Raw genomic sequence first — 12,953 nt, forward strand, 5'->3', positions numbered from 1 at the left:
TCAGCAACTTGCCTCACGCATTAGGATTAGTAAAAGCCACCGCAAATAATATGAAACAAAATATCGTGATTGCAATTGGCGTAGTGTTGGTCTTGTTGACCAGCGTCTTCTTCAGCGAATGGATGAATATGTCTATCGGAATGTTGGTTCATGAAGGTAGTATCTTGGTGGTAATTTTCAATGGCATGAGATTAATGAAGTATCAGTTGAAAGGTCGAAAAGAACAAAAAGAAGTATCAGCACCTGCAGAGAAAGTAAAAATATCTTAAGAATAAATTAGAAGAGGCTGAGACAATAGTCCATCCTTGAAATGACAAAAGCGGAAACTCCCAGATTTAAAATTCTGGGAGTTTCCGCTTTTTTGAGTTCTTGAAAAAAAAATAAGAGTATAGAGTATGCTCTTTATAAAATTAATTTTCGTGTGAATGATTAAAAAATCTAATAATAAAATTTAAATTCCTATTAAGTTTTAACACATGAAATTACATAGAAATATGTATTCAGAACCTTGATATTTTGAGGTTATTTTTTTGCTAATCAGAGGTACTCTTAGAGATGGCGGCAGGAATTTAAGCTAGTACAATTACTCAAAATTATTTTTTATTGACTATAGATAGATAAAGTTCTATATTGTATATAGACGATTGTCTATGTATTAGTGTCAAAATAAATTCTCTACAAAGGAGCAAAAAAATTATGACAGAATTAGCATTATTTGAACCAGCAATGTGCTGTAGCACAGGTGTATGTGGACCAGCTGTAAATGAAGACTTATTACAAATTACTTCAGTTATGAACGCTTTAGATACATTAGAGGGATTTCAAGCTAAAAGATACAATTTATCTAGTGATCCTCAAACATTTGTAGAAAACGAACAAATGAGTAAATTATTGCAAGAAAAGGGCGCTGATGCGTTGCCAGCAACACTATTAAATGGTGAGATAGTTAAATTTGGAGGATACCCTTCAATCGAAGAAATAACTGCTTTTACAGGAGTTAGATTTGTCCCAGTGGAATCAAATGACGGTGGCTGCTGTGGATCAAACTCAGGATGTTGTTAGGAGGATTTTAAAAAATGAAAAATTATCAACCAGAACAATTAAACCTTACAAAATATCTTTTCTTTACTGGTAAAGGCGGAGTAGGAAAAACATCTACAGCTTGTGCTACCGCAGTTTCTTTAGCGGATAGTGGAAAGAACGTTATGTTAGTGAGTACGGATCCCGCGAGTAATTTACAAGATGTTTTTGAGAAAGAATTAACGAACAACGGCTTAGAAATTCCAGAAGTTAAGGGATTAACAGTAGCGAACTTTGATCCAATTACTGCTGCACGTGACTATATGGAAAGTGTTGTTGGTCCGTATAGAGGAGTTTTACCTGAATCAGCTGTAGACAACATGGAAGAACAATTATTAGGTTCTTGTACCGTTGAAATTGCGTCATTTAATGAATTTGCTGGATTTTTAACGAATCCAGAAGTTGAAGCTCAATATGATCACATTATTTTTGATACTGCCCCTACGGGGCATACATTAAGAATGTTGCAACTGCCTTCTGCTTGGAGTAACTTTTTGGATGAAAACACTACTGGTGTTTCATGTATGGGTCAGCTCTCTGGACTTGGAGATAAGCAAGAAATGTATAAACACGCAGTAAACACATTATCAGAAGGTACAAAAACAACCTTAATGTTAGTGACACGTCCACAAAACGGACCACTGGTAGAAGCGAATAGAGCTTCTGAAGAATTAAAAGAAATCGGTGTGTTAAATCAACAATTAATTATCAATGGTTTATTAGAAAGACCGACAGATAACATTTCTCAAAAGATTTATGATGAACAACAATTAACGTTAAAAAATATGCCTGAAAATTTGAAACAATTTCCAACATTTATTGTTCCATTACGCTCATATAACGTAACAGGCGTTGAAAACTTGCGGTTACTCTTAACATCAGATCAAACAAATGCCGTTGTAGAAGCTCCAGAAGTAATGGATTACCCTAAGTTACAACACATTGTAGATGAATTAGATCGCACAAATAAAAAAGTTGTTTTCACTATGGGTAAAGGTGGCGTTGGTAAAACTACGATTGCTGCTACACTAGCAACAGGATTGGCAGCTAAAGGGAAAAAAGTTCATTTAGCAACAACAGACCCTGCCGCTCATTTGGAATTTGTAATCACTGAATCGGAAAACATTAAAATGAGTCATATTGACGAAAAAAAAGAATTACAGGACTATAAAGAAGAAGTTTTATCTAAAGCTCGTAAGACCATGTCTTCTGAGGAATTGGACTATGTTGAAGAAGATTTACGCTCGCCTTGTACTCAAGAAATTGCCGTTTTCAGACGATTTGCAGAGATTGTTGCTACAGTTGATTGTGATGTAGTCGTCATTGATACAGCCCCAACTGGACATACTTTATTATTGTTAGATTCCTCTCAAAGTTATGCTAAAGAAGTGGAACGAACTTCTGGTGAAGTTCCTGAGTCCGTTCGTAGACTGTTGCCAGTCTTACAAGACCCTGAACAAACAGAAGTGGTCATGGTTACTTTACCTGAAAATACGCCAGTCTATGAATCTATGCGCCTACAAGAAGATTTAGATCGTGCCAAAATCGCTCATACTTGGTGGGTCATAAACAATAGTATGCTAACAAGTGGTACAACGAATGACGTATTAAGAGCTCGTGCTCAAAGCGAGGTTACTTGGATCAATAAAGTAGCAGAACTATCCAATGATCATTTTGCGGTAGTCGAGTGGCATTCTACTGAAGTGAAAGGGAAATCCATATCGCAATTTTAGAATCAATTAGTTGAAGGGAAGAGAATAAAAGTGGATAAAATAACTCTTTATGAACCTCCAATGTGCTGTAGCACAGGCGTTTGTGGACCTTCTGTAGATGGGAATCTGATCCGTATAACAAGTCTCTTTCAACAAATACGGAAGATAAAAGGGAAACAATTCATTCGATATAATTTAAGTGCCAATCCGGACTCATTCGTTCGAAATCAAACGGTAACGCAGTTAATCCAAGAAAAAGGGATTGACTGTTTGCCTATAACGGTATTGAATGATGAAACAGTTGTTAAAATTAACGACTATCCAACTAATAAAGAACTATCTAAGTGGCTGAATCTATGCTTGGAAGAAGCAGAAGTCTCACTGTAATTAAGTAGAAAGGAGAATAAAAATGACTTACGAAGAATATGCGAAGGTTGCCAAAGCGCTTTCGGAGCCAAAACGCGTAAAAATACTAGATATGTTGTCGTGCGGAGAAATGTGTGCGTGTGATATTTTAGAACATTTTGATTTTACTCAACCTACTTTGTCTCACCATATTAAGATATTAGTAGAAGCTGGCTTAGTTACAGCCGAAAAAAGAGGGACTTGGCAACATTACTCAATTAACGAGCAAGTAGCCCAGCAATACATTCAAGGATCCATTCATTTATTAACACATTCATCTGAATGTATTTGTGAGACTGAAGGCATTCAAAAAGAAGCAAAAAGTTTATCTTCTTTTGTTTCTCGTTAAAAAATTAAATACGATTATTATTGGAGGAAAATCATGAAAGAATCAGCTTTAAAAGAAAAAGTATCAAATAAAGAAAATGGAATTGGACTTTGGGAACGTTATTTAAGTTTATGGGTTGCTTTATCAATGATTGTAGGTGTATTAATAGGGCAATTTGTTCCTGTAATTCCTGATTTTTTAAGTCAATTTGAGTATTATAATGTATCAATTCCAACAGCTATTTTAATTTGGTTAATGATTTTCCCAATGATGTTAAAAATTGATTTTAGCAGTATTGTAAATGCAACAAAAAAACCCAAAGGATTAATCTTAACTACCGTAGTAAACTGGTTAATTAAACCATTTACCATGTATGGAATTTCTGCCTTTTTCTTTTTGGTAGTATTCAGACCGTTTTTAAGTCCAGAACTAGCCAATGAATACATAGCTGGTGCGATTCTTTTAGGGGCAGCTCCTTGTACGGCTATGGTATTTGTCTGGAGTGAACTAACAAAAGGTGATCCAGCATACACTTTATTGCAAGTGTCTATCAATGATATTATTGTTCTCTTTTTATATGCTCCAATTGTGGCACTTTTACTGGGTATAGGTAACGTATCTGTCCCTATCAATACACTTTTACTCTCCATTTTTGTCTTTATTGTTATTCCTTTAGTTTTAGGAATTGTTGTCAGAAAAAAAGTCGTTAAGCAAAAAGGTGACGATTATTTTGAAAAAGATTTTGTGAATAAATTTGATGGCACAACTCGAATTGGTTTACTACTAACTTTAGTTATTATCTTTTCATTCCAAGGTGAACGAATTCTAAGTAATCCATTCCATATTTTATTAATTGCTATTCCACTAATTGTTCAAAATATTGTCATATTCATTCTTGGTTATGGTGGAGCTAAAGCGTGTAAACTACCATTCTCAATAGCAGCACCCGCAGCCATGGTCGGAACAAGTAACTTTTTTGAACTTGCTGTAGCTGTCTCAATTGCGTTGTTTGGATTAAATTCTGGTGCAACTTTAGCAACCGTTGTGGGAGTATTAGTAGAGGTTCCTGTTATGCTTTTATTAGTCAAGTTTTCAAATAAAACAAAACATTGGTTCGACGGATATGAATATTAAGCATTGTTTAAATTAAATGAAAAGAGGCGAAAAAAATGAAAATTGTCGTTATTGGATCTGTCGCTGCTGGTACATCTGTAGCAGCTAAAGCTAGAAGAAACACAGAAGAAGCTGAAATTATCGTTTACGATCAAGGAAAAGATATTTCTTATTCTGTTTGCGGGATTCCTTATCAAATTGGTGGCGAAGTTGAAGAATTAAGTGCCTTAACCCCGAGAAATGCAGCATGGTTCAAAAAGAGATACAATGTTTCAGTTTTCACCGAGCATAAAGTGACAAAAGTTGATCATGCCAACAAACAGTTAGAAGTGACGGATCTTGTTTCTGGAGAAAAGAAACTAGAAAATTACGATGTATTGGTTTTTGCTACAGGGGCTTCTCCATTCACTCCACCTCCATTTAATCAAAAAGAGTATGATAATGTGTTCCAAGTTCGAAATATTCAAGACGCACGAGATATTGGAGCCTATTCAGCTAAACAACCTAAAAAAGCATTGATTATTGGTGCTGGATTTATTGGTTTAGAAATGACAGAACAATTAATCCATAAAGGATTAGAAGTAACAATCGTTCAATTAGAAGATCAAGTCATGCCTCCTATGGACGCAGATATGACTTTCCGTGTAGAAGAGCATATGCGTGCAAAAGGTGTTAATTTAATCCTTAGCGACACGGTAAAAACGATTGAAGGAGAAACGTCAGTAGAGAGAGTTATCACGACAAACGGCATTACAATTGAACCAGATATCGTTATTTTATCAGCAGGTGTACGTCCAAATACAGAATTAGCTAAAGAAATGGGCGTAGAACTGGGAGCTTCAAGAGCAATTGCGGTCAACAAAAAAATGCAAACTAATCTTCCAGATGTTTATGCGGTTGGGGATGTGGCAGAAAGCTTCTCCGTTATTACAGGTAAGCCAATCTACCGTCCGTTAGGCTCAACGGCTAATAAAATGGGTCGAATCGCTGGAGATGTCATTACCGGTGGCGATTTAGAGCACAGAGGTGTCTTAGGAACAGGAATATTCAGAATCTTTGATCTACATGTCGGTCAAACAGGATTAACAGAAAAAGAAGCGAAAAAAGAAGGTTATGATGTTGAAATCTTATATAATATCAAGCCAGACCACGCCGAGTATTTAGGTGGGAAAGAATTGACTATCAAAGCATTAGCAGATAAAGAAACCGGTCGCATCTTAGGTGCACAAGCTATCGGTCAAGGTGGCGTAGACAAACGAATTGACGTAATCGCAACAGCTATTACGTTTAAAGCAAAATCGGAAGATTTATTCCATTTAGATTTAGCCTATGCACCACCATTTGCGACAACGAAAGACCCCATTCTTTATACGGGAATGGCATTGGATAATGCATTAAAACGAAATCCATTGTTAACACCAGCTGAATTAATACGTCGCCAAAATAGTGGTGAAAAATTACAAATTATCGATACACGTTCTAAAAAAGATTATGACAAATCACATGTTAAAGGAGCAATTCATGTTCCTTTGGCTGAACTGAGAGAAAGAAATGTAGAATTAGACAAATATGTAGCAACGGTCACTTATTGTAATAAAGGTGTAACTGGTAATGCATCTCAAAATTTATTATTAAATTATGGATTTGAAAAAGTTTATAATTTATCTGGTGGGAATAAAAATTATCAAAGTTATCTTAAAATGTTAAAATCGAAATCAAAATAAATAAAAAAAAGAATCAGACAGCCAAAAGTTGCTGTCTGATCTTTTTTTTACGATTTAAATAAATGAAGCCAATACGGTAGCGCCCCCCAAAAGTTTAGATTTCACTCTAACTTTTGGGGGGTGCTACCTATTTGAGTATTGAGAGAGCTTATTTTAATTTTAGAGCGAAAGAGCTTCATCGTATAATTTAATTTTTTACCAGTTTTTTAGTCGTTTTGTCTATAAATGTCAGCTCTAAGTTTAAACCGTCTGCAATTTTTGTAATGGTCTTTAGAGAAGGAGCATAAGAAAAGTTTTCTACACGAGCTATTTGAGCCTGAGAAACATGTACTTTTTCAGCTAATTCTTTTTGAGTCATATTCTTTTCTCTACGGAGACTGGCTAATAAAGCAGTCAACTCAATCAGATTTTTATCTTCTTGAGAAATGCTGCTAATGTCTTTCTTTACATCTGTCCATTTCATACTAATCATCCTTTCTTGCGTTCTAACCAATCAGCTAATTCACGTTTAGCTTGTTCAATTTCTCTTTTGGGTGTCTTTTGGGATTTTTTTCTAAACTGGTGTAATAAAATTAATTCATTATCTTCTAAGGTTGCAAAAAATACGCGATTAGGAACTGGGCGTAATTCCCAAATTTTACCCTCAATCTGTTTAACAAGAGGCTCACCTATAAAAGTGCCGTCATATTCCAGACGTTCCATTTGATAATAGAGCTTTTTTAAGGTGGATTTATTTTCTTTAGTCGGGTTACTATCCAGTTCTTTGATCCAATTCACTATTTGACTTTGGCCTTTCTTATCTTCATAGAACTCTATTTCATATTTTTTCATAGAAACTCCTATCACTCTCTGTATACCTCTATAATATATCAAAAATGATATATTATCAAGTTTTATAATTGCTTTTCAATACATGAAATTGCTTATAATAGTGTATTGAAATTAAGGTAGATTGACAAACGAGTGATCAAATAGATATACTACATTCAAACGACCGTTTGAATGTGAGGTGAGATGAATGGAAAAAGTTTGCCAAGTGACTATCGTACATAAAGAAAAAGTAAATGTAATAAAAAAAAAATTGGATCAAAAAGATTTTTCAAACTTACTTGTGTTAGGGAAATGTTTCAGCGATTCTTCTAGAATTAAAATTTTTTATGCTTTAGAAACCTATAAGGAAATGTGTGTCTGTGATTTAGCAGAAATACTTAATGCTAGTGTCGCTACAACGTCACACCATTTACGTTTTTTAAAAAAACATGGAATGGCAAAATCACGTCAAGATGGAAAAGTAGTTTATTACTCTTTAGCGAATGAAGACATCCTTTCCGCTATTCATGTTTTTTTAAAGTTATCAGAAAATCTATCTATGAAATCTTAGTTTGGAGGAAGTTATTTTGTTACAAAGTATTTTTTCAGCTATCGCTGTTTATATTTCTACCAGCATTGATTATTTGTTTATCTTGCTAATTATCTTTTCTAAAAGTCACACACAAAAAGGTATTCGTCACATTTTTTGGGGTCAATATCTTGGAACAGGCATTTTGGTAGCCGTAAGTTTGTTTGCTGCTTATGTGCTAAATTTTATTCCGCAAGATTGGATCATTGGATTTCTTGGATTAATTCCAATTTATTTAGGTATCCGTGTCGCTGTGATAGGCGAAGAGGAGGAAGAAGAAGAGGAAGTCGTTGAAAAGTTAGAATCTAGAGGAACCAGTCGGTTATTTTGGACTGTCGCCTTAATAACCATTGCGTCAGGTGGCGATAATTTAGGGATTTATATTCCCTACTTTACTTCGCTAGCTGTTTCCGAAATTGTTATTACTTTAATCGTATTTGCTATCTCTGTTGCGGTTCTTTGCTGTGTCAGTTATAAATTAGCCAAAATTTCCTTTGTTTCCGAAACGTTAGAAAAATATGAACGAATCATTGTTCCTATCGTGTTTATTGGTTTAGGAATTTATATATTGATCGAAAATGGTACGATTCAAACTGTATTGAGTTTATTTAATTAATAAATAGTTTGATTGTTAGTACAAAAAAAGACAGCGATTAAAACTCGTTGTCTTTTTTTTGTACTAACAGATTGGCGCATTATCTAAGTAATATAATTCGATACATGAAATTACATAAAATCGTGTATCCATAACCTATCAAGGTTATGGGTATTTTTTCGCTAATCAGAGTTAGTTTTTTTGTAACTACACCTTATTTAAACAACTACAAAAAATAAAGTTTATCTGTATTAACTTTTTAAATAGAAGTATAGTAATAATATAACATTAGTTCTAAAGGAGGAAATAACTATGGATTTTAAGCCATATGACACTACTATAAAAAGCTTGCTTATTTCACAAAAACAATTTGTTATACCTAGGTTTCAACGAGAATATTCGTGGGACAAAAAAAATTATCAAGAATTTTTAGATGATATGCTTGGAGGACTACTTGTTAAAGAAGGAGAACTAATTAATTCGCCTTATTTTTTAGGTACTATGTTATTTGTAGGCAACTATATTGAAGGTAATGAACAAGAAATTTTAGTTGTAGATGGACAACAAAGATTAACCACTATTACAATTTTGTTTTCAGTTATCTCGAGAAAATTTAAAGAAATAGGTGAAAATGACCTTAGTAATGCAGTGTTTAAGTACATAATGACTACTGATGATAATAATGAGGAAATTAGAGTACTTAAAAGTGAAACGCATTATCCTTTTTTTGCATATTATATTCAAGATGAAGAAAAGACATATGCTCAAGATCCGGCTACAGATGAGGAAGAAAATATAAAAAACACATATGACTTTCTATATGAATCTTTAAACGAAAAAAATATAAAGGCAAACTTAATGAAAAAGATGGATAAAACTGACGTTGAAGGATTTGATTATGTAGATATCTTGAAAAAATTAAGAGATCAAATATTAAATTCAGTATTTATTTCAATTTCAACTAACAGTAAAACGCAAGCCAACATGGTCTTTGAAATACTAAACGCTAAAGGAAAAAGACTTGCAAGTATTGATCTTATTAAAAATAAGATTTTTGAAGTGCTCGATAAAACAGAACCTGCAGATACAGCAGAAATATACTGGAATCAAATTAAAAATAACTTGAAATCTGGATCAGAAAGTGTAGGATTTTCTACTTTTTATAGACATTATTGGATATCTAAATATCAAAAAGTAACTGATAATAATTTGTATGATTCTTTTAGAATAAAAATAAAACCAAGTAATAAGGATAGTTATGAATCTTTTTTAAAAGAATTAGAAAAAAATTCAAAACTATATATGCAAATTATTAATCCTACGTTAAGTGATTATTCAAATAGAAAAGAGTACAGATGGTTAGTACAAAGTTTGAAAGCATTAAATAAAACATTTAACGTAATCCAAGTGAGAATTGCTTTATTGGCATTGCTAGATGCTAAGGAAAGAGAAATATTAGATCATGCTACATTAAAAGATGCTATACTCTATTTAGAAAATTTCCATTATGCATTCACAGCTATTTCGTCTGGTCGTGCTTCAAGAGTGGAGGCGCCATATTCTAAATTTGCTATCAAATTGAGAAATTGTAAAACTAAAGTAGAATGCAAAAATGTAATACAAAAAGATCTTAAAGACAAACTATCTCCTTTAATGCCAAAGAATGATGAGTTCATAAGTGGATTTATTCATTTGGATTTCTCGAAAAAAAATAGTGCAAACAATATGGTTACTAAATATACTTTAAATAAACTAAGTAACTATTACTCTAAAAGTGAAATTGATAAATCTGAAGGCTCAATAGAGCATATACTAAATGAAACAGATTATCAGAGTCAAAATATAGGAAATCTAATCGTTTTAGAAGAATCTATAAATAATATTGCATTAAATAAAAATTTTAAAGAGAAGGAAATTTTATTTAAAGATTCTAAATATCCTGAAGTCGATATTTTTTTAAATGAGTATCCAGATTTTTCAGATAAAGATATATTGACAAGAGCGGTGAAGTTAAGTCAAATTTACTATGTAGAGATATTAAATCAAAAAATTAATCAGTAATAAGTTAAAATCAATGCATGAAATTGGATAGAATCATGTATCTAAAATCGTAATTAATCGATATCCTTTTTTCAACTTTGGACTAAAAACATTATATATTAATTAGATATGGAGGTGATTTATATGTGTAAGGCTAATACCAATCCAACTTTTATATGGGTAACGAAACAAGAAGGTCTCGGAGTGATTAAAATTGATGCTGACATTAAAGATCACACAAAAGGTTTAAGAGGAATTTATGGCTTTTTCATTAATAATACTTGCATATATGTTGGTAGATCACAATCTATTTATGGCAGAATTTTCGATAATGACGGATATCTTGCAATTTTAAGAGCAATGTCAATAAAATTTAAAGAAACCAAAGAAATTAAGTATCAAGAAAAACCAATACCAAATTATTTATTTGACGCAATAATAGCAAAGGAACAAATAAGTATAAAAATATTAGAAAGAGTTCCATGTCAATTTGACAATTATAGTAAAGACATGCAGAGACTGGCATCAGCAGAATATAAACAAATTGATTGCTATCAGAAGAAGGGGCAATGTTTAAATCAACTTCCAGATGGAAGCAATATGCCTTTAGGTATCTGGGAAAGTAAATCATTTGAAGCAAAAATAAATAACATATAATACATGAAATTGGATAAAAACGTGTATCGGGAATCCTATTCCAATAGGGTTCTTTTTTTATCTCTCTCTACAATACATGATTATATGGCATAATAAACAAAATCATGTATCACTTTTGTGAGAGGAGAGGCCTTTTAAATGAGGTACAACGTCCAACCATTACGAACTCAACAAGAAATAAACGACTTTTTATTCTGTTTAAGGCGCAATAAAAATGCGGATCGGGATGTTTTTCTGTTTTTGATCGGCATTAATAGCGGTTTGCGCATGTCTGATATCGTCAAATTGAAGAAACAAGACCTGATTTCCTCCAAAAATCCTCGAATCGTCGAGAAAAAAACAGGCAAAACCCGTATTTTGTATTTGAGTAGTCTGCAGGACTTGATCCAAGACTATACAAAAGATTTAGAAGCAGAGGATTATTTGTTTCCTAGCACCAAGGGTGGCCATGTGGAAGTGAATACGGTCTATCAGATGTTTCAAAAGGTCGCTAAGCTGTTAGGAAGAGACGATATTGGCACGCACACGCTGCGTAAGACGTTCGGCTATCACTATTACAAGAAAACCAGAGACGTGGCCACACTGATGGAAATATTCGGTCACAGCAGCGAAAAAATCACGAAACGCTACATCGGAATCAATGAAGATGAGATTAGTGAAACTTTATTAAATTTTAGACTAGGTTTCTAATCACTAAAATTATAATATTTCTTCCTTTGTTTTAAGTACATAATAAAAAAAAGCTCTTTGTATTTAATTAAATACAAAGAGCTTTTTTTTATTATGTACTATTTATTGCTATGTAAGGGTGAAATTAGGGAATCACCTGATCCCACACAAGGTAGCAAGCGAGTTAACTCATTTGGTATCTAACTTGATATTAATAATATATCATATTAATCCTTTTTTGTCCAATATATTAGTTATCTCAATAATTTTTAAATCAAAATCTGTAACTGAAAAGTTACCAGGTTTTATTTTAATATCATCAAAAATATTTTGCATAATTGCACTATCTAACTCTTTAAATATTAATGTAGAAGATCTAAAATGCTGAGAAAAATTATTATTATCTTCAAAATCACTTTTAGTACCAAAGAAACTAGTTCCAACTAACTGCATTGCTAAACCGCTACCTCTTTTAGTATATGTGCAATTATAAAAGATATATCTTAATAAATAATCTGGAATTAAAGATCTTATAATACCTATCATATTTTTTTTTTCTAAATAAGGTAATGAGGAGTTATTAGTAATTTTAATAGCTCTATGAATTAACCTGAAAGTATTGTTTAAACTTTGATCACTTTCAGCATTTTTATTGAAAATATATTTAATAAAATCTATATTAATCCAATTTTTTTTAAATACTGATAAGTAATCGTATTTTTCTTTTAAAATTTGAAAAAAAGTTGTTTCATGTTCTATATAAATAAATTCTTTATTACTCAAGTATGATTTTATTAATGGTCTATTGTATTCGTAGGAATTAAAATTTAATATATCTTTACGAATAAGCAAACTCATGAGTTTTTCTAAATTCGCAAAACTTATATCATGATCGTTTATTAAATCGTTCATTTTACTTAACATTAGTTTTTGTTCATTATTTAAACTATTACATGAGGAATTATGTATGCTAGATATTAATTCTTTTCTGTTTTCTGTAAGAGTTTTTTTTATTTCGTTTGTCAAATTAAGTTAGACAGTTCCCACTCATTAATGTAATTTAAAAATACTTCTAACGGTGTCAGATACTGTAAAGATTTTCTTGGAATCTGATTTCTTACTGAAGCGACTGCAGAGACAAAAGATTGATCAACTTGGTTAAAATCCATTTCTTTCGGTAAACCGTCTTTTCGAAGCAGTCCATTAGAATGCTCGTTTAAAGCTCGCTGGG

14 protein-coding genes and 2 pseudogenes are annotated in these 12,953 nt (G+C 32.4%); 12 read left to right on the forward strand and 4 right to left on the reverse strand.

The features are described 5' to 3' along the window. From ABS911_RS12110 to ABS911_RS12140, 7 genes and pseudogenes are all read left to right on the forward strand, one after another. A pseudogene (locus tag ABS911_RS12110) lies at positions 1-269 on the forward strand (heavy metal translocating P-type ATPase); the annotation flags it as partial. Positions 270-696: 427 nt separating this feature from the next. Next, entirely contained in the window at positions 697-1,062 is a 366-nt protein-coding gene (gene arsD / locus ABS911_RS12115; protein WP_035020757.1) for an arsenite efflux transporter metallochaperone ArsD, read from the forward strand. A 14-nt stretch (positions 1,063-1,076) separates the two neighbouring features. Next, complete coding sequence (gene arsA / locus ABS911_RS12120; RefSeq protein ID WP_187949139.1) at positions 1,077-2,813, forward strand: arsenical pump-driving ATPase; 1,737 nt, start codon at positions 1,077-1,079, stop codon at positions 2,811-2,813. 30 nt (positions 2,814-2,843) lie between these two features. Next, positions 2,844-3,179 (forward strand): arsenite efflux transporter metallochaperone ArsD, encoded by a 336-nt coding sequence (arsD, locus tag ABS911_RS12125; RefSeq protein WP_035020754.1) that lies wholly within the window; start codon positions 2,844-2,846, stop codon positions 3,177-3,179. A gap of 22 nt (positions 3,180-3,201) precedes the next feature. Continuing rightward, positions 3,202-3,546, forward strand: a complete 345-nt coding sequence (locus tag ABS911_RS12130; RefSeq protein ID WP_089977188.1) for an ArsR/SmtB family transcription factor — start codon at positions 3,202-3,204, stop codon at positions 3,544-3,546. Between the two features lie 33 nt (positions 3,547-3,579). After that, entirely contained in the window at positions 3,580-4,659 is a 1,080-nt protein-coding gene (gene arsB, locus ABS911_RS12135; protein WP_187949138.1) for an ACR3 family arsenite efflux transporter, read from the forward strand. Between the two features lie 35 nt (positions 4,660-4,694). Beyond that, on the forward strand, positions 4,695-6,362 hold the full coding sequence (locus ABS911_RS12140; protein ID WP_187949137.1) for an FAD-dependent oxidoreductase: 1,668 nt from the start codon (positions 4,695-4,697) through the stop codon (positions 6,360-6,362). Between the two features lie 187 nt (positions 6,363-6,549). Here ABS911_RS12140 and ABS911_RS12145 read toward each other — a convergent pair whose 3' ends face one another. Next, a complete protein-coding gene (locus tag ABS911_RS12145) occupies positions 6,550-6,825 on the reverse strand; it encodes a helix-turn-helix transcriptional regulator (RefSeq protein ID WP_051923348.1) in 276 nt (91 codons plus the stop codon). 5 nt (positions 6,826-6,830) lie between these two features. Beyond that, positions 6,831-7,193 (reverse strand): type II toxin-antitoxin system RelE/ParE family toxin, encoded by a 363-nt coding sequence (locus ABS911_RS12150; RefSeq protein ID WP_035020746.1) that lies wholly within the window; start codon positions 7,191-7,193, stop codon positions 6,831-6,833. 187 nt (positions 7,194-7,380) lie between these two features. Here ABS911_RS12150 and ABS911_RS12155 point away from each other — a divergent pair, with 187 nt between their 5' ends. The 5 genes from ABS911_RS12155 (at position 7,381) to ABS911_RS12175 (ending at position 11,743) form a co-directional block, all read left to right on the forward strand. Further along, positions 7,381-7,743 (forward strand): ArsR/SmtB family transcription factor, encoded by a 363-nt coding sequence (locus ABS911_RS12155; RefSeq protein WP_002300950.1) that lies wholly within the window; start codon positions 7,381-7,383, stop codon positions 7,741-7,743. Between the two features lie 16 nt (positions 7,744-7,759). After that, positions 7,760-8,377: a CadD family cadmium resistance transporter gene (locus tag ABS911_RS12160; RefSeq protein ID WP_350467781.1), complete on the forward strand. Its 618-nt coding sequence runs from the start codon at positions 7,760-7,762 to the stop codon at positions 8,375-8,377. Between the two features lie 291 nt (positions 8,378-8,668). Then, a complete protein-coding gene (locus ABS911_RS12165; protein ID WP_350467782.1) occupies positions 8,669-10,417 on the forward strand; it encodes a DUF262 domain-containing protein in 1,749 nt (582 codons plus the stop codon). Positions 10,418-10,540: 123 nt separating this feature from the next. Then, a complete protein-coding gene (locus ABS911_RS12170; protein ID WP_350467783.1) occupies positions 10,541-11,053 on the forward strand; it encodes a hypothetical protein in 513 nt (170 codons plus the stop codon). Between the two features lie 138 nt (positions 11,054-11,191). Next, a complete protein-coding gene (locus ABS911_RS12175) occupies positions 11,192-11,743 on the forward strand; it encodes a tyrosine-type recombinase/integrase (protein WP_350467784.1) in 552 nt (183 codons plus the stop codon). 201 nt (positions 11,744-11,944) lie between these two features. Here ABS911_RS12175 and ABS911_RS12180 read toward each other — a convergent pair whose 3' ends face one another. Continuing rightward, entirely contained in the window at positions 11,945-12,748 is an 804-nt protein-coding gene (locus ABS911_RS12180; protein WP_350467785.1) for a hypothetical protein, read from the reverse strand. After that, positions 12,745-12,953: pseudogene (locus tag ABS911_RS12185) on the reverse strand (IS30 family transposase); the annotation flags it as partial. The gene ABS911_RS12180 and the pseudogene ABS911_RS12185, both read right to left, overlap by 4 nt.

The sequence above is a fragment of the Carnobacterium sp. genome (genome assembly GCF_040274425.1).

Excerpts from the sequence above, each read along its gene's own strand:
- ABS911_RS12130 (WP_089977188.1), top strand. The coding sequence starts at position 3,202 with ATGACTTACGAAGAATATGCGAAGGTTGCCAAAGCGCTTTCGGAGCCA.
- ABS911_RS12140 (WP_187949137.1), top strand. The coding sequence starts at position 4,695 with ATGAAAATTGTCGTTATTGGATCTGTCGCTGCTGGTACATCTGTAGCA.
- ABS911_RS12150 (WP_035020746.1), bottom strand. The coding sequence starts at position 7,193 with ATGAAAAAATATGAAATAGAGTTCTATGAAGATAAGAAAGGCCAAAGT.
- ABS911_RS12165 (WP_350467782.1), top strand. The coding sequence starts at position 8,669 with ATGGATTTTAAGCCATATGACACTACTATAAAAAGCTTGCTTATTTCA.
- arsD (WP_035020757.1), top strand. The coding sequence starts at position 697 with ATGACAGAATTAGCATTATTTGAACCAGCAATGTGCTGTAGCACAGGT.
- ABS911_RS12175 (WP_350467784.1), top strand. The coding sequence starts at position 11,192 with ATGAGGTACAACGTCCAACCATTACGAACTCAACAAGAAATAAACGAC.
- ABS911_RS12155 (WP_002300950.1), top strand. The coding sequence starts at position 7,381 with ATGGAAAAAGTTTGCCAAGTGACTATCGTACATAAAGAAAAAGTAAAT.
- ABS911_RS12170 (WP_350467783.1), top strand. The coding sequence starts at position 10,541 with ATGTGTAAGGCTAATACCAATCCAACTTTTATATGGGTAACGAAACAA.
- arsB (WP_187949138.1), top strand. The coding sequence starts at position 3,580 with ATGAAAGAATCAGCTTTAAAAGAAAAAGTATCAAATAAAGAAAATGGA.
- arsA (WP_187949139.1), top strand. The coding sequence starts at position 1,077 with ATGAAAAATTATCAACCAGAACAATTAAACCTTACAAAATATCTTTTC.
- ABS911_RS12145 (WP_051923348.1), bottom strand. The coding sequence starts at position 6,825 with ATGAAATGGACAGATGTAAAGAAAGACATTAGCAGCATTTCTCAAGAA.